A 25,888-nucleotide genomic window follows, 5' to 3' on the forward strand; every position below is an offset into this window, starting at 1 on the left:
AGGTGCGTGGTGGGGGAAGCCATCGTTCGGGGGCGTCGCGGTGGTCGCGGGGGCCGGCGCGAGGCCCGGGACTCAGTACTTCCGCTTCGGGAACTCGGCCGCCGCCGTCTCCATCGGGAAGATGCCTTCCTCGGTCAGGATGCGCTTGGGCACCGGCTTGCCCGCCAGGATGTCCTTGACGGCGGTCATCAGCTGCGGGCCGAGCAGCGGGCTGCATTCGACCGACACGTTGAGCTTGCCGGCCATCATGGCCTGGAAGGCGCCCTTGACGCCGTCGATCGAGACGATGGTGATGTCCTGCGCCGGCTTGAGCCCGGCCTCCTCGATGGCCTGGATGGCGCCGATGGCCATGTCGTCGTTGTGCGCGTAGAGGACGTTGATGTTCTTCCCCTCGGCCTTCAGGAAGGCTTCCATCACCTCCTTGCCCTTGGCGCGCGTGAAATCCCCGGTCTGCGATCGCACGATCTTGAATTTCGGATCGGCCTTGACGATCTCCTCGAAGCCCTTCTTGCGGTCGATGGCCGGCGCCGAGCCCACCGTGCCCTGCAGTTCGACGATGCGTACCTCGCCGGTCTTGCCCTTCATGCGCTCGACCAGCCAGCGCCCGGCCTTGCGGCCCTCCTCGACGAAGTCCGAGCCCATGAACGTGACGTAGAGCGAGGTGTCCTTGGCGTTGACGGCGCGGTCGGTCAGCACCACCGGGATCTTCGCCGCCTGGGCCTCGCGCAGCACGTTGTCCCAGCCCGACTCCACGACCGGCGAGAAGGCGATCACGTCGACCTTCTGCGCGATGAAGGCGCGCAGCGCCTTGATCTGGTTCTCCTGCTTCTGCTGGGCGTCGGAGAACTTCAGCTCGATGCCCGCGTCCTTCGCCGCCGACTTGATCGACTCCGTGTTGGCGGTGCGCCATTCGCTCTCCGCGCCGACCTGGCTGAAGCCGAGCACGATCTTCTTCTGCGCGAAGGCGAAGCCCGGCAGGAGGGCCGACGCGCCCAGCGTCGTGGCGGCCGCGGCGATGAGGTGTCTGCGATGGGTGTCCATGGGTCGGTCTCCTGTGGCCGCGTCGGCGGCGCTGTTGTTGTCGGCGGAACTCGGTGGGCAGTGTAAGAATGGAATTGGCATTGATCAAATATCTTTTTGATCAAAACAGATATCGATCCACGCATCCACGCAAACCCCATGTCCGCACCAACCGACAACATTCACTGGTTCCTCCGGGCGCGCCTGAAGACGCGCCAGCTGCTGCTGCTCTCGGCCCTGGCCGACGAGGGCAACATCCACGGCGCCGCCCGGGTGCTGCACATGACGCAGCCCGCCGCCTCCAAGCTGCTCAAGGACCTCGAGGACGCGCTGGAGGTGCCGCTGTTCGAGCGCCTGCCGCGCGGCATGCGCCCGACCTGGTACGGCGAGACCATGATCCGCCACGCGCGCGAGGCGCTCGCCAGCCTGAACATGGCGCACGAGGAACTGACCGCGCTCAAGTCCGGGCGCTTCGGCCAGGTGGGGGTGGGGGCCATCACCTCGCCGGCGCTGGCCCTGCTGCCGCCGGCCGTCGCCCTGGTCAAGCGCGAGCAGCCGAGCCTGCGCGTGGTGCTGGAGATCGAGACCAGCCCGGTGCTGATCGAGCGGCTGCGCCAGGGACGCCTGGACATCCTGGTCGCGCGCTTCCTGGGCGAGGAGGACAAGGCCAACCTGCGCTACGAGCCGCTCACGGGCGAGCCGGTGTGCGCGGTGGCGCGCCCGGGCCATCCGCTCGCCGGCCAGAGCGGGCTGGCGCTGCGCGACGTCGTCGGCGCGAGCTGGATCGTGCCGCCGGCGGGCAGCGTGCTGCGCCACCGCTTCGACCTGATGTTCCAGGAGGCGGCCCTCACGCCGCCGTTCAACGTCGTGGAGTCCGCCGCGCTGCTGTTCATCACGCGCATGCTCCAGCAGAGCGACATGCTGTGCGTGATGGCCGCCGAGGTCGCGCGCTACTACGCCTCGCACGGCATCCTGGAGATCCTGCCGCTCGCCATGCCCTGCCACATGGACGACTTCGGCTTCATCACCCGCACCGACCGGGTGCTGTCGCCCGGCGCGGCGCTGCTGCTGCAGGCGCTCCGGACGGCCAGCCTGCCGGTCTACGGCCGGCGGCCCGAGCCGGCCTGAATCCCGGCCGGCGCCCGGCGCCTAGACCCAGCCGGCGTCGACCGTGAACTCCTGCGCCGTGCACATCGCCGCGTCGTCGGAGGCCAGGAACAGCACCATGCGCGCGATGTCGTGCGGCTGCAGCTTGTCGGGCAGGCACTGGTTGCGCTGCAGTTCGCGCTCGCCCTCCTCGTCGAGCCACAACGCGATCTGGCGCTCGGTCATGACCCAGCCGGGCGAGACCGTGTTGATGCGGATGCGGTCGCGTCCCAGCGTGCGCGCCAGCCCGCGCGTGAGGCCGTTGACCGACGACTTGGCGATGGCGTAGCACGGGTAGCCCGCGCCCTTGCCCTGCCAGCCGGTCGAGCCCAGGTTGATCACCGACCCCGCGCCCCGCCGGCGCATGCCCGCCACCACCGCCTGGATGGCGAAGAAGGCCGGCCGCTCGTTGATGGCCATGCGGTCGTCGTAGTAGCCGGGCGTGACCGATTCGAGCGTGTGGCGGTCGTCGCTCGCCACGTTGTTGACCAGCACGGCGAAGTCGCCGAGCGCCTCGGCCGCCTCCGCGATCGCGGCCTGCAGCGCCGCGACGTCGCGCACGTCGCACGCGCGCCACCACGGCGCGGGGTCGCCGGCGGCCTCGACGGCGGCGGCGAGCGCGCGGCTGGGCGCCTCGGCGATGTCGACGAAGGCGACCCGCGCGCCCTGCGCGGCGAACGCCCGCACGATCGCCGCGCCGATGCCGCTGCCCCCGCCGGTGACGAAGACCGCGCGGCCGCGCAGGCTCGGATGGGTGGCGGAAGGGGAAGGCGCGTCGCCCGCGCCGGCGCCGGTGGCTCCGGGCGTTGTCTCTTCGTTCATTGCAAACCTTGTATTGATATATATTGAAAACGCTTCTTTTCATTATCAATATGCCTTGATACGATCCGACGCGTCAAGCGACTCCTCCGGCGCCCCCCGCCGACACGCCCCGTGAACACAGACCGCGCCGCGCCGCCCGCTCCCCTCCCCCTCGGCCCGCCGCGCTGCGTGTGGGACGCCGGCGCCCTGCTCGGTGAAGGCGCCCTGTGGTCGCCCCGGCTGCAGGCGCTGTGGTGGGTCGACATCCTCGGCCGGCGGCTGCATCGCCTGCGGCCGGCCGACGGGGACCGCGCCAGCTGGACCTTCGACGAGGAGATCTCGGCGGTGGCCGAGTTCGCCGACGACGCGGCGGGGGCGGGGCGGGACGGCCGCGCGGCCGCGCCGGGCCTGCTGCTGGTCACGCTGCGGCGCGGCTTCGCCACCTTCGACCCGGCGACCGGCGAGACGCGCTACCGCCACCGGCCGGACGAGCCCGCCACCAACCGCTTCAACGACGGCAGGTGCGACGCGCGCGGCCGCTTCTGGGGCGGCACCATGGACTTCGACTGCGTGGCGCCCGCCGGCGCGCTCTACCGCCACGACCCCGACGGCGCCACCACCCGCCACGACGCCGGCTTCGCCGTCACCAACGGCCCGACGTGGTCGGCCGACGGCGCCACGATGTACTTCAACGACACGGTGCGCGGCACCGTGCTGGCCTACGACTTCGACGCCGTCGCCGGCACCCTGTCGAACCGCCGGCCCTGGCTGCGCCTGCCGCGCGGCGACGGCCTGCCCGACGGCATGACGACCGACGCGGCCGGCCGCGTGTGGATCGCGCGCTGGGGCGCCGGCTGCGTGAGCTGCCACGACCCGGTCAGCGCCTCCGAGCTGGGCCGCATCGCGCTGCCGGCACGCCAGATCACCAGTTGCGCCTTCGGCGGCCCCGACCTGCGCACGCTCTACGTCACCAGCGCCGCCACCGGGCTGGACGCCGCCGACCGCGCGGCGCAACCGCTCGCGGGCGGCCTCTTCGCCATCGAGCTCGACGGCCCCGGCCGGCCGGCCCACCGCTTCGGACCCCACGCCCCATGACCTCCCCGACGACCCATCCTGTCACCTGGCTGCGGCACGCCGGCCAGCGGCTCGGCCTCGTGCCCACGCTCGGCGGCGGGGTCGCCGCCTGGGTCCGCGAGGCGGCCGACGGCGGCGCGCCGCTGGACCTCTGGCGGCCCTGGGACGGCGTCACGCCCGACCGCTACCGGCTGGCCTCGTTCGCGATGGTGCCGTGGTCCAACCGCATCGGCGGCGGCGGCTTCGCGCACGACGGCGCGTTCCATCCCATGCGCCCGAACCGCGCGGGCGAGCCCTACCCGATCCACGGCGACGGCTGGCTGCAGCCGTGGACGCTCGCGCAGCCGGACGACGACACGATGGTCATGGCGCTGGCCTCGCGCCGCTTCGACGGCAACCCCCACGACTACGACGCGGTGCAGACCTTCCGCCTGGTCGAGGGCGGGCTCGACCAGCGCGTGGAAGTCACCCACCGGGGCGCCGACCCGCTGCCCTACGGCCTGGGCCTGCACCCCTGGTTCCCGCGCACCGCGGCCACGCGCGTGCGGGCGCCGGTGCGCGGCGTCTGGCGATGCGGCGCCGACCCGATGCCGACCGGGCACACGCGCGAGCTGCCCGAGGGCTGGACGCTGGACGCCGGCATGTCGGCCTGGGGCGGGCTGATCGACAACGGCTTCACCGGCTGGGACGGCCACGCGCACGTCGACTGGCCCGAGCACCGGCTGCGGCTGCGCGTCGCGCAGCGCGCGCCGGCCCTCGGCGGCGGCGCCGTCGCCACCGAAGGTTTCTGCCTGGTCTACCGGCCACCGGAGGGACCGGCCTTCTGCTTCGAACCGATCACCCATCCCATCGACGCCTTCCACCTGCCGGGACGGCCCGGCCTGCGCGTGCTGGCCACGGGCGAGTCGATGCGGCTGGACGTCGCCTGGCGCTTCGAGGCGCTCTAGGCGGGCCGCGCCGGGCCGCCCGCCCTCAGTCCTCCAGGTCGAAGCGCATCTGCAGCTGCCGCACGATGCGCGCGATGTCGGTGCGGTAGCGCCCGGGGTCGCTCACGACGCGCACGGTCCAGTTCGGGCCGCCCTCCTCGGCCTCGATGCCCACGACGCCGCCCGCGTGCACGTCGGTGGACCGGCCCCGCAGTTCGGGGATGGCCTCGATGCGTTCGATCAGCAGGGCCTGTAGTTCGGCGGCGGTGCGGGTGGGTCGGTTCATGGACGCGGGGGTGGTGCGGGGACGCTCAGACGACGAGGCGGTAGCCCACGGCGGTCTCCGTGAGCAGGTGCCGTGGCTGGGCCGGGTCGGCCTCCAGCTTCTGCCGCAGGTGGCCCATGTAGACGCGCAGGTAATGGCCCTGGTCGACGTGGGAGGGGCCCCACACGTCGCGCAGCAGCTGGCGCTGGGTGAGCACCCGGCCCGGGTTGGCCACCAGCGCGGTCAGCAGCCGGTACTCGGTCGGGGTCAGGTGGACCTCGGCGCCCCGGCGGCGCACCACCCGGGCGAGGCGGTCGACCTCGACCTCGCCGAAGCGGAACACGACGTCGCCGCCGGCCTCGGCCGATGCGCCGCCGGCGGCGCCCTGCCGGCGGCGCAGGTTGGCCCGCACGCGCGCCAGCAGCTCGCCGGTGCCGAAGGGCTTGGTCAGGTAGTCGTCGGCGCCCGCGTCCAGGGCGGCGATCTTGTCGGCCTCGTCGATGCGCGCCGACAGCACGATGATCGGCACCGCCGACCAGCCGCGGACGTCGCGGATCAGGTCGATGCCGTCGCCGTCGGGCAGGCCCAGGTCCAGCACCACCAGGTCGGGCGAGCGCGTGCCGACGGCCGCCGTGCCCTCGCGCAGCGACCCCGCCTCGTGCACCTGCCAGCCCTCGGCCTCCAGGGCGCCGCGCACGAAACGGCGGATCTGCGGTTCGTCCTCGACGACGATGGCGACGGGCGGGTTCACGGGGCCGCTCCAGGGGGCCGGGCCGTCACCGCCGCCCCGGACGGCTCGGCCGTCTCGGCCGGCTCCGGGACGCCGGGCGGCGCGCGGCGCGGCAGGACGAGGGTGAATTCCGCGCCGCCGTGCGCGCCGTCGGCCGCCGCGATCGTGCCGCCGTGCGCCTGGACGATCGCCTTGCAGATGGCCAGGCCGAGGCCGACGCCCGGCGTGGCCGATTCGGCCTGGCCGCGCGTGAACTTGTCGAACAGGGCGTGCGCGCGGCCGCGCATCGACGGCGGCAGTCCGGGGCCGTGGTCGCGCACCGCGACCACCAGGGCGGCGTCGGTGGCGTGCGCCGCGATCACGATCGGCGGCGCGCCGTACTTCGCGGCGTTCTCCAGCAGGTTGACCAGCACGCGCTCCATCAGCACGGCGTCGAACTCCACCAGCGGCAGGTCGGGCGCGAGGTCGGTCGCCACCACGCGCTCGCCGAGCGCGGGACGCGCCACGCGGATCGCCGCGCCGACCACCTCCTCCACCGACTGCCATTCGCGCCGGAGCGCCACGGCGGCGCCGCCGCCGGCCTCCAGGCGCGCCATGTCCAGCAGGTTGCCCACCAGCGCATGCAGGGCGCGCGCCTGCGCCACGATGGCGCGCGCCGTCTCCGCGCGCGCGCGGTCGGCCGGCGACCCGGCCGTCTCCGTTTCCGGTGCCTGCAGCGAGTCGGCCAGCCCGACGAGCGCGGTCAGCGGCGTGCGCACGTCGTGCGAGATCGCCGCGAGCAGCGTGTTGCGCAGCGACTCCGATTCCATCTCCACCACCGCCCGCTGCGCCACCTCGACGTAGTGGACGCGTTCCAGCGCGATGGCGATCTGGCGCGCGAGCGTCTCCAGCTGCCGCGCCTGCTCCGGGATGCGCAGCCAGCGCGGCCGCGCCGGGCGCAGCGCCAGCACGCCGCGCACCCGCATCGGCGCGGCGAGCGGCACGCAGTGCCACGGCTGCGCGGCGAGCGTGGCGGTGCCCAGGCCGGCGCTGCGGCCCTGGGCGAAGGCCCATTCGGCCACGCCCATGTCGAAGCCCTCGGGCAGCGGCTCGGGTGGCACGAGGCGATCGGCCGCGTCGGCCACCAGCACCCGCGCCGCGCCGCCGAAGTGGCGCTGCACGGCCGCCGCGCCCAGCGCCGCCACCTGCGCGTGTTCCAGCGCGCCGGACAGTTCGCGCGTCAGCTCGAACAGCGACTGCGCGCGCCGCTCGCGGCTCGCCGACACGCGCGCGGTGAAGCGCAAGCCGGCGGTGAGCTGGCCCACCAGCAGCCCGACGGCGAGCATGACGGCGAAGGTCACGAGGTACTGCACGTCGCTGATGGCGAAGGACCAGCGCGGCGTGACGAAGAAGAAGTCGAAGGCGGCCACGTCGAGCAGCGCCGCCAGCGCCGCCGGCCCGCGCCCGAAGCGCATCGCGATGCCGACCACGCCCAGCAGGAACAGCATGACGATGTTGACCTCCTCCAGCACGCCCGACAGCGGCGTGGCGACCAGCGTCACGGCGACGGCGGCGACCACCGCCCAGACGTGGCCGTGCCTGCGCCCGGACGCGCCGTCGGCGGCGTCGGCGCCGTCCGTGTCCCCTCCGGGCGCGTCGGGCGCGTCCTCCGGCGCGCCCGTGCGGCGGCCGGCGAGCCGGCGCGCGTCCGGCGCCGTGGCGGCCTCCACGATGTCGAGCGACGGCGCGCGGCGCGCCAGCGCGCGGGCGAGCGACGCCCGGGGCCAGGCGCGGCGCCAGCCGGTCGCCGCGCCGGGCCGTCCGATCACCAGCGTGGCGCAGTTCAGGCGCCGGGCCTCGGCGGCCAGGGCGCGGGCCACGTCGGCCCCGGTCAGCACCGCCGTCGCCGCGCCCAGCTCGCCCGCGAGTTCGAGCACCGCCAGGATGCGGTCGCGCCGCCACGCCGGCAGGCGCTGCAGGGCGGGCGTCTCCACGTAGGCCGCGTGCCAGCGCACGTTGAGCCGCGCGGCCAGGCGGGCGGCCGCGCGCACGGTCTGCGCCGCGTCCTCGCGCGGGCCGACGCACGCCAGGATCGCGCCGGAGGTGTCCCAGGCCTGCAGGCCGCCCTCGCCGGCCCCGTCCCCGGACGCGCTGCCGGACTGCGCCACGCGCCAGCCGCGCATGTCGTCCTCCACGTGCTCGGCGGTACGCCGCAGGGCGATCTCGCGCAGCGCGATCAGGTTGCCCTTGCGGAAGAAGTTGCGCGCCGCCCGCTCGGCCTGCGCCGGCAGGTAGACCTTGCCGGCCGCCAGCCTCGCAGTGAGCTCGTCGGGCGTGACGTCGACCAGCACCACCTCGTCGGCCTCGTCGAGCACGCGGTCGGGCACCGTCTCCTGGACGCGCACGCCGGTGATGGCGCCGATGGTGCCGTTCAGGCCCTCCAGGTGCTGCACGTTGAGCGCCGACCATACCTCGATGCCGGCGTCGAGCAGCTCGCGCACGTCCTGCCAGCGCTTGGCATGGCGCGAGCCCGGCGCATTCGAATGCGCCAGCTCGTCGACCAGCAGCACCTCGGGCCGGCGCGCCAGCGCGGCGTCGAGGTCGAACTCGCCCAGCGCGTGGCCGCGCCGCGCGACCTCCCGCAGCGGCAGCCGCGCCAGGCCCTCGAGCAGGGCGGCGGTCTCGGCGCGGCCGTGCGTCTCGACCACCCCGATCAGCACGTCGCGGCCGGCGGCGTGCTCGCGGCGGGCGGCGACGAGCATCGCCCAGGTCTTGCCGACACCGGCGTTGGCGCCGAAGTAGATGCGCAGGCGGCCCCGCGCGGCGCGCGCCGTCTCGCCGCGCCACTGGGCGAGCAGCGCGTCGGGGTCGGGGCGGAGGGGTTCGGGCATGGGACGGACGGACGGTCAGGGCGCGCGCGGGCGGCGCGCGCCGGCCGAGCGTACCGCGCCGTGCCGATGCCGGCGCACCGTGCGCCGCAGCACGAACCACGCGAAGCCCAACGGCAGGCAGAAGGTCGCGCACGCGCAGAGCACGCGGAGCAGGTCGAGGCGGTCCATGCGCCCGGTCCCTCAGCGCAGGGCGTCGAGCGCCAGGTTCAGCGCCAGCACGTTGACGCGGGGCTCGCCCAGCACGCCGGCCCAGCGCGGCTCGGTCCCGCGCTCGACCAGCGCCGCGACCCGCTCCACCGGCAGGCCCCGCGCACGGGCGACGCGGGCGATCTGGTAGCGCGCGGCGGCCGGGCTGATGTCCGGGTCCAGCCCGCTCGCCGAGGTCGTCACCAGGTCCACCGGCACCGGCGCCGTGTTGCCCGGATCGGCCGCACGCAGCGCCGCGACGCGGCCTCGCACGGCCTCCACCAGCGCCGGGTTGAGCGGCCCCAGGTTGGCGCCGCCGGACGCGTTCGCGTCGTAGGGCGCCGGCGCCGTCGCCGAGGGCCGGCCCCAGAAGTGCCGGGGCTCGGTGAACGACTGGCCGATCAGGCGCGAGCCGACGACGCGGCCGTCGCGCTCGATCAGGCTGCCGGCGGCCTGGGCGGGGAAGGCGGCGCGCGCGACACCCGCGACGGCCAGCGGATAGAGCAGGCCGGTGAGCGCGCTGAACAGCGCGAGCAGCACGAGCGCGGGACGGAGGATGGAGGTCATGGCGTGGAGGTTCCGGTGGGAGGGGCGGGTCGCGGGCCTAGGCCAGGCCGAGCGCGACCAGCAGGAGGTCGATGAGCTTGATGCCGGCGAAGGGCACCACCAGGCCGCCCAGGCCGTAGATGGCGAGGTTGCGGCGCAGCAGCGCGGCCGCGCCCACCGGCCGGTAGCGCACGCCCTTCAGCGCCAGCGGGATCAGGAAGACGATCACCAGCGCGTTGAAGATCACCGCGCTCAGGATGGCCGACGACGGGCTGCCCAGGCGCATCACGTCGAGCGCGCCGAGCTGCGGGTAGGTGCCCACGAAGATCGCCGGGATGATGGCGAAGTACTTGGCCACGTCGTTGGCGATGGAGAAGGTGGTGAGCGAGCCGCGCGTCATCAGCAGCGCCTTGCCGGTCTCCACCACCTCCAGCAGCTTGGTCGGGTTGGAGTCGAGGTCGACCATGTTGCCGGCCTCCTTGGCGGCCTGCGTGCCGCTGCCCATGGCCACCGCCACGTCGGCCTGGGCCAGCGCGGGGGCGTCGTTGGTGCCGTCGCCGGTCATGGCGACCAGGCGGCCCTCGGCCTGGTAGCGGCGGATCAGCGCGAGCTTGTCCTCGGGCGTGGCCTCGGCCAGGAAGTCGTCGACGCCGGCCTCCGCCGCGATGGCGGCGGCGGTGAGCGGGTTGTCGCCGGTGATCATGATGGTGCGGATGCCCATCGCGCGCAGTTCGGCGAAGCGCTCGCGGATGCCGGCCTTGACGATGTCCTTGAGCTCGACGACGCCCAGCGCGCGCGCGCCCTCGGCCACGGCCAGCGGCGTGCCGCCACGCCGCGCGACGTCCTCGGCGGCGCGCAGGACCTCGGGGGCCATCGTGCCGCCGAGCGCCTCGACGTGCCGGCGCACCGCCGCCACCGCGCCCTTGCGCAACGCCCCCGTGCCGCCGTCGCCCGCCGGCGCGCCGGGCGCGCCGGACGCGGCCGGCAGGTCGGCGCCGCTCATGCGCGTGTGGGCCGTGAAGGCCACCGGGCGCGCGCCCTCGACCGCGGCGTCCGACACGCCCTGGCGCCGCGCCAGCTCGACGATGCTGCGGCCCTCGGGCGTCTCGTCGGCCAGCGAGGCCAGCAACGCCACGCGCGCCAGCCGCGCGGGCTCGACGCCCGGGGCCGGCAGGAAGGCGTCGGCCTGGCGGTGGCCGTGCGTGATGGTGCCGGTCTTGTCCAGCAGCAGCACGTCGACGTCGCCCGCCGCCTCGACCGCGCGGCCCGAGGTCGCGATCACGTTGGCCTGCATCATCCGGCTCATGCCGGCCACGCCCACGGCCGCCAGCAGCCCGCCGATGGTCGTGGGGATCAGGCAGACCAGCAGCGCGACCAGCGCGGTCAGCGACACCACCGTGCCCGCGCCCATCGCGCCGACGGCGAAGACCGAGAACGGCAGCAGCGTGACGGTGACCATCAGGAACACCAGCGTCAGCGCCACCAGCAGAACGGTCAGCGCGACCTCGTTGGGCGTGCGCTGGCGCCGGGCGGTCTCGACCATGCCGATCATGCGGTCGAGGAACGATTCGCCCGGGTTCACGCCCACGCGCACCACCAGCCAGTCCGACAGCACGCGGGTGCCGCCGGTGACGGCGCTGAAGTCGCCGCCCGACTCGCGCACCACCGGCGCCGACTCGCCCGTGATGGCGCTCTCGTCGACCGCGGCCACGCCCTCGATCACCTCGCCGTCGAGCGGGATCACGTCGCCGGCCTCGACCCACACGACGTCGTCGCGGCGCAGTTCGCTCGCGCGCACCGGCAGGAAGCCGCCGTCGCGGCGCGGCGTCTTCAGCTTGCGCGCCCAGGTGTCCTGGCGCAGGCCGCGCAGCGACGCCGCCTGCGCCTTGCCGCGCCCCTCGGCCAGCGCCTCGGCGAAATTGGCGAACAGCACCGTGAACCACAGCCACACCGCGGTGGCGCCGGCGAAGGACGGCGGCATGCCGCCGTCCTCCGGGTGGGTCAGCGCGTGCACCCACAGCAGCGTGGTCAGCACGCTGCCGACGTAGACGATGAACATGACCGGATTGCGCCACTGCACGCGCGGATCGAGCTTGGCCACCGCGCCGCGCAGCGCCGGGACGACCAGGGCCGCGTCGAACAGGGAAAGGGACGAACTGCCTGACATGGGGAGATCCTTCAGTGGCGCGATGCCATGAGTTGTTCGACGACCGGGCCGAGGGCGAGCGCCGGCACGTAGTTCAGCAGGCCCACCAGCACCACCGTGCCCACCAGCAGCGCGACGAACAGCGGCCCGTGCGTGGGCATGGTGCCGGCCGTGGCGGGCAGGCGCGGCTTGGCCGCCAGCGCCCCCGCGATGGCCAGCACCGGCACGATCATCCCGAAGCGGCCCAGCCACATCGCCACCGCCAGCAGCGCGTTGTAGAACGGCGTGTTGGCCGAGAGCCCGGCGAACGCGCTGCCGTTGTTGTTGGCCGCCGAGGTCAGCGCGTAGAGGATTTCCGAGAACCCGTGCGGCCCCGGATTGGCGATGCCCGCGCGGCCCGCCCCCAGGCTCACCGCGAGCGCGGTGCCCGCGAGCACCAGCATCGGCGTGACCAGGATGGCCACGGAGGTCAGCTTCATCTCGTGCACCTCGATCTTCTTGCCGAGGTACTCCGGCGTGCGGCCGATCATCAGGCCGGCGATGAAGACCGCCAGGATGGCGAAGACCAGCATGCCGTAGAGCCCGCTGCCGACGCCGCCGAAGACCACCTCCCCCAGCTGCATCAGCACCATCGGCACCATGCCGCCCAGCGGCGTGAAGGCGTCGTGCATGCCGTTGACCGCGCCCACGGAGGCCGCCGTCGTCACGGTCGCGAACAGCGCCGTGCCCGCGATGCCGAAGCGCGTCTCCTTGCCTTCCATGTTGCCGCCGGCCTGCAGCGCGCCCGCCGCCTGGTCCACGCCCAGGGGCGTCAGCAGCGGATTGCCCGCCTGCTCGGCCGGCACGATGACCGCCACGGCGGCGACGAACAGCACCGTCATGGCCGCCAGCAGCGCCCAGCCCTGGCGCCGGTCGCCCACCACCCGGCCGAACGCGAAGCACAGGGCGGTCGGGATCAGGAACATCGCCAGCATCTGCGCGAAGTTGGTCAGCGCCGTCGGGTTCTCGAAGGGATGGGCCGAGTTGGCGTTGAAGAAGCCGCCGCCGTTGGTGCCCAGCACCTTGATCGCCTCCTGCGAGGCCACCGGCCCCATGGCGATGGCCTGCGTCGCGAACGTGCCGGTGGCCGTCGCGGTGGCCGCCAGCGGGGTCGCCGCGCGCGGCGCGTCGAAGTTCTGGACCACGCCCTGGCCGGCCAGGAACAGCGCGAACACGAAGGCCAGCGGCAGCAGCAGCCAGAGCGTGATGCGCGTGACGTCGACCCAGAAGTTGCCGATGGCGCCGCGCGGCGCCGCGTCGCCGCCCCCGGCCTCGGTCCCGGTGCCCTTGCCGGCGCCGCGCGCGGCGAAGCCCCGGGCCAGCGCGAAGGCGACCGCGATGCCGGTGGCCGCCGACAGGAAGTTCTGCACCGCCAGGCCGAGCATCTGCGTGAGGTGGCTCATCGTCGCCTCCCCCGCGTAGCCCTGCCAGTTGGTGTTGGAGACGAAGCTCACGGCGGTGTCGAAGGCCGAATCCGCCGACACCGGCCCCAGGCCCGCCGGATTGAGCGGCAGCAGCGCCTGGCCGCGCTGCAGGGCGTACACGGCCGCCACGCCCAGCGCGTTGAAGGCCAGCAGCGAGAAGGCGTAGTCGCGCCAGTGCATCGGGCGTCCGGGCACGACCCCGGCCAGCCGGTAGAGCGGCGCCTCCACGCGCGCCGTCCAGCGCGGCAGCCGGCCCTCGCACAGCGCCGCGACGAAGCGCCCGAGCGGCCAGCCCAGCACGACCAGCAGGGCGAGCAGCGCCGTCGTCAGGCCCCAGGCGGTGGCGTCCATGTCAGAACGCCTCCGCGCGGATCAGCGCGACGACCAGGTAGGCGAACAGCAGCAGGGCGACCAGGCCGCCGACGCCGTAGAGCACGTCCATGGCGATCATTCGCGCGCTCCCGTCGCCGAGGGCGCCGCGCCCGCCGTCCGTCCCACCCCGGCGAGCCGGTCGAGCCCGACCACCATGCCGGCGACCCCGGCCCACAAAGCGGCCCCGGCCGCGATCCATGCGATGTCCATCTCTCGTTCCCGCGCCTGTTTGCGGCGCAGGCGGAAGTCTCGCGAGACGTCCGTAAAAACGGGGAAGAGATGGCGGGCGGCGGCGTAAAGAAAGCGTAAAAACCCGGCCGTGACGGCGCCGGCCCGGGCGTGGGGCGCGGCCCCGTCAGGCGCTCGCGCCGGGGCCGTCCGCCGACAGCGCGCGCGCCAGCCAGTCGCACAGCGCGCTGTCCGGGTCCTCGAAGCCGTGGATGGCCGAGAAGTGCTGCGCGTCGGGCTGGTCGAGCAGCTCGACCCGGTTGCCCGCCGCCCGCCACGCGTCGCGCCAGGCGAGCGACTGGCGCGCGAACTCGGCCTGCTCCCGGCCGCCCCAGGTCACGAGCACGGGCGTGGGGCACGCGCGCATCGCCAGCAGGGCCGGCGAGCAGCGCCGCACGATCTCCTCGGTCAGCTGGATCTTGGGCTGCAGGTAGCTGAAGCGCAGCGGCGCGAGGTCGTACAGCCCGCTGGCGAGCACCGCGCCGGCGAACGGGTCGGCCGGCAGGCCGTAGTCGCGCGCCCACTCGGTCTGCAGGCACATCGCCGCGAGGTGGCCGCCGGCCGAACTGCCGCCCACCGCCACCCGCGCCGGGTCGCCGCCGTGCGCGCCGATGTGGCGCAGCACCCAGGCGCAGGCCGCGCGCGCCTGGCGCACGATCTCGTCGAGCGTGACCGTGGGGCACAGCGCGTAGTCGGGCACCACCACCGTGATGCCGCGCCGCTGCAGGCCCAGCGCGACGCAGCCGAAATCCGCCGCCGACAGCGCGCGCCAGTAGCCGCCGTGGATGAAGACGAACACCGGCGCGTCCGGCCGGTCGGCCGGGAAGATGTCCAGCGTCTCGGCGCGCGTCGGGCCGTAGGGCACGCCCGTGCGGCAGGCCAGCGTCGCGCGGGCGTGCGCGCTGCGCTCGGCATAGTGGCGGATCTCCGCCGCCCGGTCGGCCACCGGCAGGGCGGGGTCGTACTGGGCGTCGATCTGTTCCTGGGTCTGGAAGTCGCGGTAGAGGCGGGGCATGGGACGGTTCCTCGAAGAAGGGACGGTGAAGCGGGCGTCAGACCCCGATGTAGGTCTGCCAGAGGTCGGGCTGCGCCGCCAGGGCGGCCGAATCGCCCTGCCAGACGACGCGCCCGCGCTGCACGATGGTGTGGGTGTCGGCCAGCGCGATCAGGCGCTGCACGTACTTGTCGATCACCAGGATGCTCTGGCCCCCGGCGCGCAGCCGCGCGAGGCAGCGCCAGATCTCCTCGCGCACCAGCGGCGCCAGGCCCTCGGTGGCCTCGTCGAGCACCAGCAGGTGCGGGTTGGTCATCAGCGCCCGGCCGATGGCGAGCATCTGCTGCTCGCCGCCGGAGAGCTGGTCGCCCCGGTTGCGCGCGCGCTCGGCCAGCCGGGGGAACAGGTCGTGCACGCGATCGAGCGTCCACGGATCGGCCGAGCGGTTGCGGTTGGCGGCGAAGGCGCGCAGGTTCTCCGTCACCGACAGGTTGGGGAAGATCTGCCGGCCCTCGGGCACCACCGCCAGGCCCATGCGGGCGATGCGGTCGGGCTCCAGGCGCTCGATGCGCTCGCCCAGGAAACGCACCGTGCCGCCGGCCGGGCGCAGCAGGCCGAGCAGCGCGCGCACGGTGGTGGTCTTGCCCATGCCGTTGCGCCCCAGCAGCGTGGCGACGTCGCCCGCGCCGATGCGCAGGCCGACGCCGAACAGCACCTGGCTGCTGCCGTAGGACGCCTGCAGGTCGTCGACCTCCAGCAGCGCCGGCCGCGCGGTGCCCGACCCCTCGGCCGCGCTCACGAGACGGCCTCCGCCGGCGACGCGTCGCCCAGGTAGGCGCGCCGCACCGCCGGATGGGCGCGGATGTGCGCCGGCGCGCCCTCGGCGATCACGCGCCCCGACACCAGCACCGAGATGCGGTCGGCCAGCCGGAACACCGCGTCCATGTCGTGCTCCACCAGCAGCATCGTGGTCGTGCCGCGCAGCGACTCGAGCAGCGCCAGCATGCGCTCGGACTCGTCCGGCCCCATGCCGGCCATCGGCTCGTCGAGCAGCAGCAGGCGCGGCGACGTCGCCAGCGCCAGGCCGACCTCGAGCTGGCGCTGCTCGCCGTGGGCCAGGGCGCCGGCAATCGCCCGCTCCCGCCCGCCCAGGCCGACGCGCGCGGCGACCGCGTCGGCCTCGGCGTAGCGGGCGGTCTCCGCGCGCGCCGGACGCCAGAAGCGCAGGCTCGAGCCCTGGCGCGCCTGCACCGCCAGCGCCAGGTTGTCGCGCACCGACAGGCGGCGGAAGACGCTGGTGATCTGGTAGGAGCGGGCCAGCCCGCCCAGCACGCGGCGCGGCATCGACGACCGCGTGACGTCCTCGCCGCCGAAGACGATGCGCCCGGCGTCGGGCGCCAGCGCGCCGGAGAGCTGGTGGATCAGCGTCGTCTTGCCCGCGCCGTTGGGGCCGATGAGCGCGTGCAGCTCGCCCGGCATGACGCGCAGCTCGGCGTGGTCGGTGGCGACCAGGCCGCCGAAACGCTTCACCAGGCCCTCGACGTGCAGCAGCGGCGCCGCGCTCATGCGCCCTCCCCCCGCCGCGTCCAGCCCGCGAGCCCGCGCGGCGCGGCCAGCACCACCGCCAGCAGCACCGCGCCGAGCGCGAACTGCCAGTGGATCGTGTGGGCCGACAGCACCTCCTCCAGCAGCAGGAACGCCGCCGCGCCGACGAAACCGCCCCAGAGGTGGCCGACCCCGCCCAGGATGATCATCACCAGCAGCAGGCCCGACTGGTTCCACTGCAGCAGCGCCGGGCTGACGAAGCCCGACTGGTTGGCCAGCAGCGCCCCGGCCAGCCCGGCGAGTCCGCCGGCCAGGGTGAAGGCGACGAGGCGGTAGCGGTAGACCGGGAAGCCGATGGCGGCCATGCGCGTCTCGTTCTCGCGCGCGGCCTGCAGCACGTGGCCGAAGCGCGCGGCCAGCAGGCGCTGGATGCCCATGAAGGCGAGCGCGAAGAGCGCCAGCACGACGTAGTAGAAGCGCGTGTCGCTCGCGAGGTCGAAGCCCGCGGCCACCACCGAGCGGCCCGGCAGCGTCAGGCCGTCGTCGCCGCCCCAGGCCTTCACCGACACCGCCAGGTAGTACAGCATCTGCGCGAACGCCAGCGTGATCATGATGAAGTAGACGCCCCGCGTGCGCAGGCTGACCGCGCCCACCGCCAGGGCGAACAGCGCGCCGGCCGCGACCGCCGCCGGCCAGGCGACCCACGCCGAGGCCACGCCCTGCTGCATCAGGATGCCCACCGCGTAGGCGCCCAGGCCGACGAACGCGGCATGACCGAAGCTCACCAGTCCGCCGAAGCCCACGACCAGGTTCAGGCTGGTCGCGGCCAGCGCGAAGATCAGGATGCGGGTCGCCAGGCCGATGTAGAAGTCCTCGCCCAGGGCCGAGGCGGCGGGCGGCAGCGCGGCCAGCAGCACCAGCACGGCGAGGCCGCCGCGCGCGCGCAGCGGGTGGTCGAGCACGCCGGGGGATGGGGTGGATGGGTTCGTCGTCATCGGCGCGGGTCCATCGGCCTCAGCCGTGCGCCGGGAACAGCCCGCGCGGTTTCCAGAACAGCACGGCGGCCATCAGCAGGTAGATCAGGATCGACGCGAGCGCCGGGCCGGCGCTCGCGGCCGCCTCCGCGCCCAGCCAGCGGTCGAAGGCCAGCGGGATCAGGGCGCGCCCGGCGGTGTCGACCACGCCGACCAGCAGCGCGCCGAAGAGCGCGCCCCGGATCGAGCCGATGCCGCCGATGACGATCACCACGAAGGCCAGGATCAGGATGCTCTCGCCCATGCCGACCTGCACCGCCAGCAGCGGCCCCAGCATGCCGCCGGCGACCGCGCACAGCGCCGCGCCCACGCCGAAGACGGCCGTGAACAGGCGCCGCACGTCCACGCCCATGGCGCGCGCCATCTCGCGGTTGGACGCGCCGGCGCGCACCTGCATGCCCAGCCGCGTGCGCGCGACCCCCACGTAGAGCAAGGCCGCCACCGCCAGCCCGACGCCGATGATCAGCAGCCGGTAGGCCGGGTAGGAGAAGCCCGGCAGCAGCTCGACCGGTCCCGCCAGGAACGCCGGCGGGTTCAGCGCGATCGGCTGGGAGCCCCACAGCATGCGCACGCCCTCGTTGGCCATCAGCAGGATCGCGAAGGTGCCCAGCACCTGGGAAAGGTGGTCGCGCCGGTAGAGCCGGCGCAGCACCGTCACCTCCAGCAGCATGCCGACGACGGCGGTGCCCGCCACGCCGGCGAGCAGGCCGATCCAGAACGAGCCGGTGGCCGCCGCGGCGGTGGCGATCAGGTAGGCGCCCACCATGTAGAGCGAGCCGTGGGCCAGGTTGATCATGTCCATGATGCCGAAGACCAGCGTCAGGCCAGCGGCCAGCAGGAACAGCATCAGCCCGAACTGCAGGCCGTTGAGCGCCTGCTCCAGGACCAGCACCCCGGCCCCGGTCATGCCGCCGGCATCTTGCAGGCGCCGACGTAGGCGTCGGCGTGGTTCTTGAAGACGGTGCTTAGGGTGCGGTTGGTCACGCGGCCCTGGGCGTCCTTGGTGACCACGCGCAGGACGTAGTCCTGGATCGGGAAGTGGTTGGTGTTGAAGCGGAAGGCGCCGCGCACCGATTCGAAGCGCGCCGCCTCCAGCGCCTTGCGCACGGCGGCCTTGTCGTCGAGCCGGCCCTTGACGTCGCGCACCGCCCCGTCGATCAGCCGCGCGGCGTCGTAGCCCTGCGCCGCGTAGAGCGTGGGCAGGCGGCCGTACGCCTTCTGGAAGTCGGCGACGAAGCGCCGGTTGGCCGCGTTGTCGAGGTCGTGCGCCCACAGCGAGCTGTTGAACATGCCCAGCATCGGCTCGCCGACCGCCTTGATCACGTCCTCGTCGGCCGAGAAGCCGGGCCCGAACAGCGTCATGTCCTTGGACAGGCCCGCGCCGACGAACTGCTTGATGAAGTTGATGCCCAGGCCGCCGGGCAGGAAGATGTAGACGGCGTCGGGCTTCGCCGCGCGCATCTTCGCGATCTCGGCGCCGTAGTCGAGCTGGTTGAGCGGGGTGTAGCTCTCCAGCGCGACCTCGCCCTTGTAGAAGCGCTTGAAGCCGGCCAGGGCGTCCTTGCCGGCGGGGTAGTTGGGCGCGAGCAGGGCGACCCGCCTGAAGCCCTTGTCGGCCACCGTCTTGCCCACCGCCTCGTGCAGGTTGTCGTTCTGGTAGCTGGCGCTGAAGAAGTACGGGTTGCACTGCTCGCCGGCGTACTGCGACGGCCCGGCGTTGGCGCTGACGTAGAAGGTCTTCGACTGGAAGGTCGGCGCGCCCACGGCCAGCATCACGTTGGAGAACACGATGCCGGTCATGAAGTCGACCCTGTCGCGCTTGATCAGGCGGTCGGCGGTCTGGCGGGCCACGTCGGGACTCTGCTGGTCGTCGGCCACCACCACCTCGGCCGGCAGCCCGCCGAGCTTGCCGCCGCCCTGCTGCACCGCCAGCTGGAAGCCGTCGCGGATGTCCACGCCCAGGCCGGCACCGGGGCCCGACAGGGTGCTGAGCAGGCCGATCCTGACCGCGTCGGCGGCCCGGGCGGGCGACGCGGCGAGCGTCAGCGCGGCGAGCGCGGCCAGTGCCAGCGGACGGAACGGGGAGGCGGGAGCGGTCTGCATGGAGATGACCTTTCTTTTGTCGGTGGAGCCGGAACGGGCGGCGCAGCGTAGCAGTTCCGGCGTGCGCCGGCCGGCCGGCGGACCCGCCACAGCGCCAGAGCCGATCCCAATTGCAAACAATTCTCATCGAGACCTAGAATCGCGCGCCCCGCCACCCATCGGCACGCGGGCATCGCGTCCCGTTCCCCGACGGCCGCCGACCTTCCCTGTCCTCTCGCTCCACGCATCGCCGTGTGCGTGCGCGCGATCGCCTTCCCTTCACCATTCCGTGCCGATGCCCGCTCCTTTCTCCCCATTCCCGCTTCGCGCCGTTCCGCTGCGCGCCGCCGTCCTGGCGCTGTGCGCCGCCACCGCCCAGGCCCAGACCGCTCCCACGCTCGAGGAGATCGAGGTCCGTGACACCACCGGCGCCACCGGCTACGACGGCACCCGGCGCAACACCGCCGCGACCCGCACCGACACGCCGCTCATCGAGACCCCGCAGTCGGTGCGCGTCGTGCCGCGCCAGCTGATGGACGACCTGGGCGCCACGCGCCTGTCCGACACGATCGACTACGTCAGCGGCATCGCCCGCCTCAACGACTTCGGCGGCACCTGGGACAACTACGCCATCCGCGGCTTCAGCAACACCGATAGCGGCTCGCTGCTCAACGGCTTCGCCTCGGGGCGCGGCTACGGGCCGCAGCGCGACGTGGCCAGCGTCGAGCGCATCGAGTTCCTCAAGGGCCCGGCCGCCGCGCTCTACGGCAGCAGCGAGCCCGGCGGCACGCTCAACGTCGTCACCAAGAAGCCGCAGTTCACGCCCTCGCACGCGGCCGGCCTGCAGGTCGGCGGCCTGGGCTTCCGGCGCGCCACGCTCGACACCACCGGCCCCCTGGGCGGCAACGTGGCCTATCGCCTGAACGTCGCGGCCGAGGACGGCGCGAGCCGCACCAGCCTGGTGGACAGCCGCAAGGTCGTGGTCGCCCCGGCGCTGACCTGGGTCATCGACGCCGACACCGTGCTGCATTACGAGGCCGAATTCATCCGCATCCGCACGCCGCTCGACCGGGGTCTGGTACAGGTCGGCGGCAACGCCCTGGCCCTGCCGCGCGACCGCTACCTGGGCGAGCCCGCGCGCGACAACCTGCGCGTGGCCGGCGACACGCACCAGCTGGCGCTGGACCGCGAACTGGGCGGCGGCTGGCGCGCGCGCGTGGGCGCCTCCTATCGAGAGACCGAGCTGGAGGGCGACGCCGTCGACCTCAACGGCACCCTGCGCGCCGACGGCCGCACGCTGACGCGGCGCGACAGCTGGCGCACGCTGCCCGCGCGCGATGTCTCGCTGCAGGCCGAGGTGGAAGGCAGGTTCCGCACCGCCGGCCTGGGACACACGCTGCTGGCGGGGGTCGAGTCGTGGCGGCTGGCGATGGGACAGGGCATCGACTACTCCACCCTGGCGACGCAGCCCTTCGCCATCGACATCCTCGACCCCGTCTACGGCCAGCCCCGGGGGGTCCTGCGGCCGGGGTTCTCGACCGACGACCGCCAGCGCGCCACCGGCGTCTTCGTGCAGGACCAGGTCGACCTGGGCGCGCGCTGGAAACTGCTCGCCGGCGTGCGCGTCGACCGCTTCCACCAGGACTTCAAGGACTTCCTGGCCGGCACGCGGCAGGTGCAGGACCACGCGGCGGCCACGCCGCGCGTCGGCCTGACCTACCTGCCGACGCCCGACACCTCGCTCTACGTCTCTGCCGGCCGCTCGTTGCGTCCCAACGCCGGCGCCGACGAGACCGGCACCGCCTTCGCGCCGCAGAAGGGCCAGGCGTTCGAGGTCGGCGCCAAGTGGCAGTCGAGCGACCAGCGCATGAACGCGGCACTGGCGGCCTTCGACATCCAGAAGACCAACGTGCTCACGCGCAGCCCGACCAACGTCAACTTCAACATCGCCGCCGGGGAGGTGCGCAGCCGCGGCGTGGAAGCCGACGTGGCCGGCCAGCTCGACGCGAACTGGCGCATGACGGCCAACGTCGCCTTCACCGACGCCGAGGTCACGCGCGACAACAACCCCGCCCTGGTCGGCAAGCGCCTGGCCAACATCCCGCGCGTGAGCGCCGGCCTGTTCGCCATCCGCGAGGACCGCCTGCCCGGCGGCGGGCGCTACGGCGTGGGCGGCGGCGTGGTGCACGTGGGCGAACGCACCGGCACCGCCACCGACACCTACCGCCTGCCGGCCTACACCACCGTGCGCCTGACGAGCTACTGGCAGGTCGATCCCCGCACGCGGCTCGGCCTGGAGCTGCACAACGCCTTCGACAGGCACTACGCGCTGGCCTCCTGGGGCGCGCTGACGGTGATCCCGGGCCTCGGCCGCCAGCTGGTGGCGAGCGTGCAGGTGAAGTTCTGAGGCCGACGGCCATCCGCTGACGCCTGGCGTCGTACCCTGCGTCCGGCGCACCGCATCCACGGCGAGACGGTGCACGGCGCCCACGCATGGACTCGGTCCGGTGGTGTGGGTGGTCCGGCAGTGGTTCCCGGCGACGTCAAGGGCAGCGCGCCGGCCCCGGCGACGCGCGGGTTCCGACATCGGACGACATGGGCAGGAAGTCTTCGTGGGGGAAGATCTTCGGGCGGACCGTCGAACCCCCGGGCCTCCAACGCCATTCGTTCCAGCGCCCACGACGCCATCGTCGGTCCTCGCAACCCGATCATCCCTGCCGCTCACGGGCGCCCGCGCCCAGGCGGCGCCGCGAAAGCCCGTGCCATGAAGACGCCTCCCGCCCTTCCGCCCCGCTTCCCCGTCCGCTCGGCCGGTGGCTGGCGCCTCGCAGGGCTGGGGGCGCAGACGCTGGCGGGACTGCTGGGGCTGGCGATGCTGGGCCTGGGCCTCTGGCTGGCGACGCTTGGCGGCAGCGCCTACTACGCGCTGTGCGGCGCCGTGCTGGCGGGCGGCGCGCTCGCGGCCTGGCGCGGCCGGCCGGGGCTGGGCGTCGGACTGCTCGCGGTTGCGCTGGTGTCGAGCATCGGCTGGGCTTTCTGGGAGATCGCGGGCAAGGGCTGGCAGCCCGTCTGGGCGATCGACCTGGCGGCACGCGTGGGCGTGATCGCCGGCCTGTTCGCGGTGACGCTGCTGGCGTGGCTGCTGGGTCGGCCCCTGGCACGATCGCGTCGCCGGACCGTGCATGCCGGCGCGTGGGCGACGGCGGGAGCGCTGGCCGGCGCCGTGGCGTTCGCCTGGGAACGGCCGATGGCGCCCGCCGGCGCGTCCGGGACCGCCGGTCCGCCACCGGCGACGATGGCATCCGCCCCGCCCTCACCTTCCGCGCCCCCCGCCGACACCGACTGGACCGCCTTCGGCGGCACCAACGCCGGCCGGCGCTTCTCCCCCGCCGCGCAGATCACGCCGGCCAACGTCGCGACGCTCGGGGAGGCGTGGCGTTTCCACACCGGCGACACCGCGCCCAGCGACCGCGTCTCCTACGCCGCGCAGAACACGCCCCTGAAGGTCGGCGACGCGCTGTTCGTGTGCTCGCCGGGCAACCGGGTCTTCGCGCTCGACCCGGCCACGGGCGCGGAACGCTGGCGCTTCGACCCCCACGTCGCGCCGCGCGCGATGGAGTCGATGTTCAGCGCGGCCTGTCGCGCGGTGGGCCACCACGCCCGCCCCGACGCGGACGCCCTGACGCCGCCGCTGGCGTGCGCGCGCCGCGTCTTCGTCGCCGCCGCCGACGGCCGCCTCCTCGCGCTGGACGCCGCGCGCGGCACGCCCTGCACCGGCTTCGGGCAGGACGGCACGGTCGACCTGACCGCCGGGCTGGGCCAGACCGAGCCCGGCCACGCGTCGAGCAACTCGGGCCCGGCGGTGGTCGGCGACCTGGTGCTGGTCGGCCAGCAGGTCAGCGACAACCAGCGCCGCGATGCGCCCTCGGGCGTGGTGCGCGCCTACGACGCGACCACCGGCGCGTTGCGCTGGGCCTGGGACGCCCGGCGCGCCGACCGGCCCGGCGAGCCGCTGGCGCCGGGCGAGCTGTGGCCCCGGGGCACGCCCAACGTCTGGAACGTGATCTCCGCCGACGAGGGCCTGGGGCTGGTGTTCCTGGGCACGGGCAACGCCGGCAACGACCACTTCGGCGGCGACCGCGCGCCCGAGGACGACCGCTTCGGCGCCGCCGTGGTCGCGCTCGACGCGGCCAGCGGCGCGGTGCGCTGGGTGTTCCGCACCGTCGAGCGCGACCGCTTCGACTACGACATCGGCGCGCAGCCGGTGGTCACGGACCTGACCATCGACGGCCGCGCGCGGCGCGTGGTGATTCAGGGCACCAAGACCGGTTCGCTGTTCGTGCTGGACGCGCAGACCGGCCAGCCGGTGCGCCCGGTGGCGCGGGTGGCGGCGCCCCGCGGCGGCATGCAGGGCGAGACGCTGTCGCCGACGCAGCCGCAATCGGTCTTCTATCCGAACTTCGCCGGCCTGCCCGGGCGCGAGCCGGAGCGCCTCGACGCGCGCCACGCCTTCGGCCTCACGCCGGTCGACGCGGCGCTGTGCCGCATCCAGTTCCACCGCATGCGCTACGAAGGCATGTACACCCCGCCCACCTACCAGGGCCTGGGCACGCTGCTCTACCCGGGCACGATCGGCGGGCTCAACTGGGGCGGCTTGGCCATCGACCCGGCGCGCGGGCTGGTCGTGACCAACCACAGCCGGCTGGCCAACCGGGTGCGGCTGGTTCCGCGCGCGGACGTCGCGGACCCGGCCATCGGCGACGGCGGGCGGCGGCCCGACCAGACGGTCGCGCCGCAGAAGGGCGCGCCGTGGGGCGTCGACCGGCCGATCTGGCTGTCGCCGCTGGGCGTGCCGTGCAACACGCCGCCCTGGGGCTTCCTGGCGGCGACCGACCTGGCCACCGGCGCGCTGGCCTGGAGCCGGCCGCTGGGCACCGGTTTCGACGCCGGCCCGCTGGAGGTCCCGATGCGCCTGCGCATCCCGCTGGGCACGCCCAACCTCGGCGGGGCGGTGACCACCGCCAGCGGCCTGACCTTCATCGCCGCCGCCCAGGACGACTACCTGCGCGCCTTCGAGACCGCCACCGGGCGCCTGCTGTGGTCCGGCCGGCTGCCGGCGGGCGGGCAGGCCTCGGCCATGACGTACATGCACCGGGGCCGCCAGTACGTCGCCATCGGGGCCACCGGCCACAAGCAGCTCAAGACCCGGGCGGGCGACGCGCTGGTGGTCTACGCGCTGCCGCCCTGAGCGGCGCCCCGGCCCTTGGCCGGCCCCGGACGCCGGCGCGCCCAGTCGGCGAAGTCGGCCTCGACGCACGCCACGGCCCGTGCGGCGGCATCGGCCAGCCAGTGGCGGTCGCGGCGCGCCAGGTCCGCGCCGACGGCGGCGGCCGCGCCCTCGTCGCCGGCGTGCACGTTGGCGAGCTCGTGGCCCATGGCGGCCAGCAGGTCGTGCTCGAAGATCCAGCGGCCCATGACGTCCATCTCGATCTTGTGGTTGTTGGGCGACAGCCGGCGCACCAGCACGCCGCCGGCGTCGAGCCGGTAGCCCGGGTCCGGCGCGCGGTGGCGGCCCCGGGCGATGGCCTCGATGCGCGGCGCCGATGGCGCCAGACCGTGGGCGTAGGCCCAGCCCGACGGCACGGCCGCCTTGGCCTCGCGCACCACTGGCCCGCCGCGCCACTCGGCCGAGGCCACCCAGCGCGGCCGCCCCAGGCTGCCGACCCCGGCCGTGCGCGGCCAGTGCCGCACCGCTTCGGCGCCCTCGGGCAGCGCCCGGTCGAGGGCGGCGCGAAAGCGCGCCGGCACGTCGCCGCGCGCGGCCGAGGCGTTCTTCTCCATCTTCCGCCAGAAGGCGGCCCGGTCCTCCTCGCTGGCGATGAACCGCGCGCGCATGCGCGGGTGGTCGCGGTCGAGCACGTAGGGCCGGGGGTCCGCCAGCCCGGCGCGATAGCCCCGCTCCACGTCGTCGCAGATCGACGCCAGCGAGGCCGGCGCCGGCTCGCCCAGGTCGGCCATGCCCAGGAAGGCGCTCACCGCCAGGCGCAGCAGGTCGAAGGCGTAGGGCATCCCGAAAGCCTCGTCGAAGTCGTTGAGGCCCCAGACCAGGCGGCCGTCGGCGTCGCGCCAGGTGCCGAAGTTCTCCACGTGGACGTCGCCCACGGCGAGCACCGCGGGCGCCTCGGCCAGTTCGGGCGCGACCGCCGGCATCACCTCGGCCCAGCGCCAGTAGGTGGCGCGCAGGAAGACGAACCGGCCCGAGCGCATGCGGGCGTGCTTCTTCGACAGGTCGGCCTCGACCACCCCGTCGGGGAGTTGGCGGTGCAGCCAGGCTTCGTAGGCGGTGGTGGACTGGTCGATGTTCATGGGGGTCGGAGAGGATGCGGGGGATCGGAAGGCGCCGCAGGCGCGGAGGCGCGGAGGTTCGGGGCCGGCGGACGAGGCGGGGCGCCGGACGAGG

Annotated in this window: 22 protein-coding genes; 5 read left to right on the forward strand and 17 right to left on the reverse strand. The window is 74.3% G+C overall.

All coding sequences use genetic code 11. The features are described from left to right. Positions 1-72: 72 nt before the first annotated feature. Complete coding sequence (locus NF681_21315) at positions 73-1,041, reverse strand: ABC transporter substrate-binding protein (GenBank protein UST56146.1); 969 nt, start codon at positions 1,039-1,041, stop codon at positions 73-75. 138 nt (positions 1,042-1,179) lie between these two features. Between NF681_21315 and NF681_21320 the strand changes: the two genes are divergently transcribed. Then, positions 1,180-2,148, forward strand: a complete 969-nt coding sequence (locus tag NF681_21320) for a LysR family transcriptional regulator (protein UST56147.1) — start codon at positions 1,180-1,182, stop codon at positions 2,146-2,148. Positions 2,149-2,169: 21 nt separating this feature from the next. Here NF681_21320 and NF681_21325 read toward each other — a convergent pair whose 3' ends face one another. Then, positions 2,170-2,988 carry an SDR family oxidoreductase gene (locus NF681_21325; protein UST56148.1) on the reverse strand — a complete coding sequence of 273 codons (819 nt, stop codon included), beginning with the start codon at positions 2,986-2,988 and terminating at the stop codon, positions 2,170-2,172. Between the two features lie 111 nt (positions 2,989-3,099). On the opposite strand from NF681_21325, the gene NF681_21330 reads away from it, so the two are divergent. Next, positions 3,100-4,062: an SMP-30/gluconolactonase/LRE family protein gene (locus tag NF681_21330; GenBank protein ID UST56149.1), complete on the forward strand. Its 963-nt coding sequence runs from the start codon at positions 3,100-3,102 to the stop codon at positions 4,060-4,062. After that, positions 4,059-4,988 (forward strand): aldose 1-epimerase, encoded by a 930-nt coding sequence (locus tag NF681_21335; protein UST56150.1) that lies wholly within the window; start codon positions 4,059-4,061, stop codon positions 4,986-4,988. Before NF681_21330 ends, NF681_21335 begins: the two co-directional genes overlap by 4 nt. Before the next feature lie 25 nt (positions 4,989-5,013). Here the strand turns inward: NF681_21335 and NF681_21340 are convergent, their stop codons facing one another. From NF681_21340 to NF681_21405, 14 genes are all read right to left on the reverse strand, one after another. Then, a complete protein-coding gene (locus NF681_21340) occupies positions 5,014-5,253 on the reverse strand; it encodes a hypothetical protein (GenBank protein UST56151.1) in 240 nt (79 codons plus the stop codon). A gap of 25 nt (positions 5,254-5,278) precedes the next feature. After that, positions 5,279-5,983: a two-component system response regulator KdpE gene (kdpE, locus tag NF681_21345; GenBank protein UST56152.1), complete on the reverse strand. Its 705-nt coding sequence runs from the start codon at positions 5,981-5,983 to the stop codon at positions 5,279-5,281. Beyond that, positions 5,980-8,832: a DUF4118 domain-containing protein gene (locus NF681_21350; protein UST56153.1), complete on the reverse strand. Its 2,853-nt coding sequence runs from the start codon at positions 8,830-8,832 to the stop codon at positions 5,980-5,982. Before NF681_21350 ends, kdpE begins: the two co-directional genes overlap by 4 nt. A 15-nt stretch (positions 8,833-8,847) precedes the next feature. Next, positions 8,848-9,000 (reverse strand): hypothetical protein, encoded by a 153-nt coding sequence (locus NF681_21355; GenBank protein ID UST56154.1) that lies wholly within the window; start codon positions 8,998-9,000, stop codon positions 8,848-8,850. A gap of 12 nt (positions 9,001-9,012) precedes the next feature. Next, positions 9,013-9,585, reverse strand: coding sequence for a potassium-transporting ATPase subunit KdpC (gene kdpC, locus NF681_21360; GenBank protein UST56155.1), 573 nt, complete (start codon positions 9,583-9,585; stop codon positions 9,013-9,015). A gap of 37 nt (positions 9,586-9,622) precedes the next feature. Further along, on the reverse strand, positions 9,623-11,731 hold the full coding sequence (kdpB, locus tag NF681_21365) for a potassium-transporting ATPase subunit KdpB (protein ID UST56156.1): 2,109 nt from the start codon (positions 11,729-11,731) through the stop codon (positions 9,623-9,625). Between the two features lie 11 nt (positions 11,732-11,742). Then, positions 11,743-13,524 (reverse strand): potassium-transporting ATPase subunit KdpA, encoded by a 1,782-nt coding sequence (gene kdpA, locus NF681_21370; GenBank protein UST56157.1) that lies wholly within the window; start codon positions 13,522-13,524, stop codon positions 11,743-11,745. 1 nt (position 13,525) lies between these two features. After that, on the reverse strand, positions 13,526-13,624 hold the full coding sequence (gene kdpF / locus NF681_21375) for a K(+)-transporting ATPase subunit F (protein ID UST56158.1): 99 nt from the start codon (positions 13,622-13,624) through the stop codon (positions 13,526-13,528). 276 nt (positions 13,625-13,900) lie between these two features. Beyond that, positions 13,901-14,788 carry an alpha/beta hydrolase gene (locus NF681_21380; protein UST56159.1) on the reverse strand — a complete coding sequence of 296 codons (888 nt, stop codon included), beginning with the start codon at positions 14,786-14,788 and terminating at the stop codon, positions 13,901-13,903. Positions 14,789-14,825: 37 nt separating this feature from the next. Beyond that, positions 14,826-15,566 (reverse strand): ABC transporter ATP-binding protein, encoded by a 741-nt coding sequence (locus NF681_21385; GenBank protein ID UST56160.1) that lies wholly within the window; start codon positions 15,564-15,566, stop codon positions 14,826-14,828. Continuing rightward, positions 15,563-16,333 (reverse strand): ABC transporter ATP-binding protein, encoded by a 771-nt coding sequence (locus NF681_21390; protein ID UST56161.1) that lies wholly within the window; start codon positions 16,331-16,333, stop codon positions 15,563-15,565. Before NF681_21390 ends, NF681_21385 begins: the two co-directional genes overlap by 4 nt. Beyond that, entirely contained in the window at positions 16,330-17,307 is a 978-nt protein-coding gene (locus NF681_21395; protein ID UST56162.1) for a branched-chain amino acid ABC transporter permease, read from the reverse strand. Before NF681_21395 ends, NF681_21390 begins: the two co-directional genes overlap by 4 nt. Positions 17,308-17,326: 19 nt before the next feature. Beyond that, on the reverse strand, positions 17,327-18,253 hold the full coding sequence (locus NF681_21400) for a branched-chain amino acid ABC transporter permease (GenBank protein ID UST56163.1): 927 nt from the start codon (positions 18,251-18,253) through the stop codon (positions 17,327-17,329). After that, positions 18,250-19,449: an ABC transporter substrate-binding protein gene (locus NF681_21405; protein ID UST56164.1), complete on the reverse strand. Its 1,200-nt coding sequence runs from the start codon at positions 19,447-19,449 to the stop codon at positions 18,250-18,252. Before NF681_21405 ends, NF681_21400 begins: the two co-directional genes overlap by 4 nt. 274 nt (positions 19,450-19,723) lie before the next feature. Here NF681_21405 and NF681_21410 point away from each other — a divergent pair, with 274 nt between their 5' ends. Both NF681_21410 and NF681_21415 read left to right on the forward strand, forming a co-directional pair. Continuing rightward, a complete protein-coding gene (locus tag NF681_21410) occupies positions 19,724-21,835 on the forward strand; it encodes a TonB-dependent siderophore receptor (GenBank protein ID UST56165.1) in 2,112 nt (703 codons plus the stop codon). A gap of 357 nt (positions 21,836-22,192) precedes the next feature. Then, positions 22,193-24,676: a pyrroloquinoline quinone-dependent dehydrogenase gene (locus NF681_21415; GenBank protein UST56166.1), complete on the forward strand. Its 2,484-nt coding sequence runs from the start codon at positions 22,193-22,195 to the stop codon at positions 24,674-24,676. Here NF681_21415 and NF681_21420 read toward each other — a convergent pair. Beyond that, complete coding sequence (locus NF681_21420) at positions 24,658-25,794, reverse strand: DUF2252 domain-containing protein (GenBank protein ID UST56167.1); 1,137 nt, start codon at positions 25,792-25,794, stop codon at positions 24,658-24,660. The genes NF681_21415 and NF681_21420 overlap by 19 nt on opposite strands. Positions 25,795-25,888: the final 94 nt, after the last annotated feature.

Source organism: Comamonadaceae bacterium OTU4NAUVB1 (assembly GCA_024372625.1).
GTDB lineage: Bacteria > Pseudomonadota > Gammaproteobacteria > Burkholderiales > Burkholderiaceae_C > Variovorax.

Bases quoted from the DNA above. Each gene is read 5' to 3' on its own strand.
- NF681_21315 (UST56146.1), bottom strand. From the start codon at position 1,041: ATGGACACCCATCGCAGACACCTCATCGCCGCGGCCGCCACGACGCTG.
- NF681_21320 (UST56147.1), top strand. From the start codon at position 1,180: ATGTCCGCACCAACCGACAACATTCACTGGTTCCTCCGGGCGCGCCTG.
- NF681_21325 (UST56148.1), bottom strand. From the start codon at position 2,988: ATGAACGAAGAGACAACGCCCGGAGCCACCGGCGCCGGCGCGGGCGAC.
- NF681_21335 (UST56150.1), top strand. From the start codon at position 4,059: ATGACCTCCCCGACGACCCATCCTGTCACCTGGCTGCGGCACGCCGGC.
- NF681_21340 (UST56151.1), bottom strand. From the start codon at position 5,253: ATGAACCGACCCACCCGCACCGCCGCCGAACTACAGGCCCTGCTGATC.
- NF681_21350 (UST56153.1), bottom strand. From the start codon at position 8,832: ATGCCCGAACCCCTCCGCCCCGACCCCGACGCGCTGCTCGCCCAGTGG.
- NF681_21355 (UST56154.1), bottom strand. From the start codon at position 9,000: ATGGACCGCCTCGACCTGCTCCGCGTGCTCTGCGCGTGCGCGACCTTC.
- kdpC (UST56155.1), bottom strand. From the start codon at position 9,585: ATGACCTCCATCCTCCGTCCCGCGCTCGTGCTGCTCGCGCTGTTCAGC.
- kdpB (UST56156.1), bottom strand. From the start codon at position 11,731: ATGTCAGGCAGTTCGTCCCTTTCCCTGTTCGACGCGGCCCTGGTCGTC.
- kdpA (UST56157.1), bottom strand. From the start codon at position 13,524: ATGGACGCCACCGCCTGGGGCCTGACGACGGCGCTGCTCGCCCTGCTG.
- kdpF (UST56158.1), bottom strand. From the start codon at position 13,624: ATGATCGCCATGGACGTGCTCTACGGCGTCGGCGGCCTGGTCGCCCTG.
- NF681_21380 (UST56159.1), bottom strand. From the start codon at position 14,788: ATGCCCCGCCTCTACCGCGACTTCCAGACCCAGGAACAGATCGACGCC.
- NF681_21390 (UST56161.1), bottom strand. From the start codon at position 16,333: ATGAGCGCGGCGCCGCTGCTGCACGTCGAGGGCCTGGTGAAGCGTTTC.
- NF681_21395 (UST56162.1), bottom strand. From the start codon at position 17,307: ATGACGACGAACCCATCCACCCCATCCCCCGGCGTGCTCGACCACCCG.
- NF681_21400 (UST56163.1), bottom strand. From the start codon at position 18,253: ATGACCGGGGCCGGGGTGCTGGTCCTGGAGCAGGCGCTCAACGGCCTG.
- NF681_21405 (UST56164.1), bottom strand. From the start codon at position 19,449: ATGCAGACCGCTCCCGCCTCCCCGTTCCGTCCGCTGGCACTGGCCGCG.
- NF681_21410 (UST56165.1), top strand. From the start codon at position 19,724: ATGCCCGCTCCTTTCTCCCCATTCCCGCTTCGCGCCGTTCCGCTGCGC.
- NF681_21415 (UST56166.1), top strand. From the start codon at position 22,193: ATGAAGACGCCTCCCGCCCTTCCGCCCCGCTTCCCCGTCCGCTCGGCC.
- NF681_21420 (UST56167.1), bottom strand. From the start codon at position 25,794: ATGAACATCGACCAGTCCACCACCGCCTACGAAGCCTGGCTGCACCGC.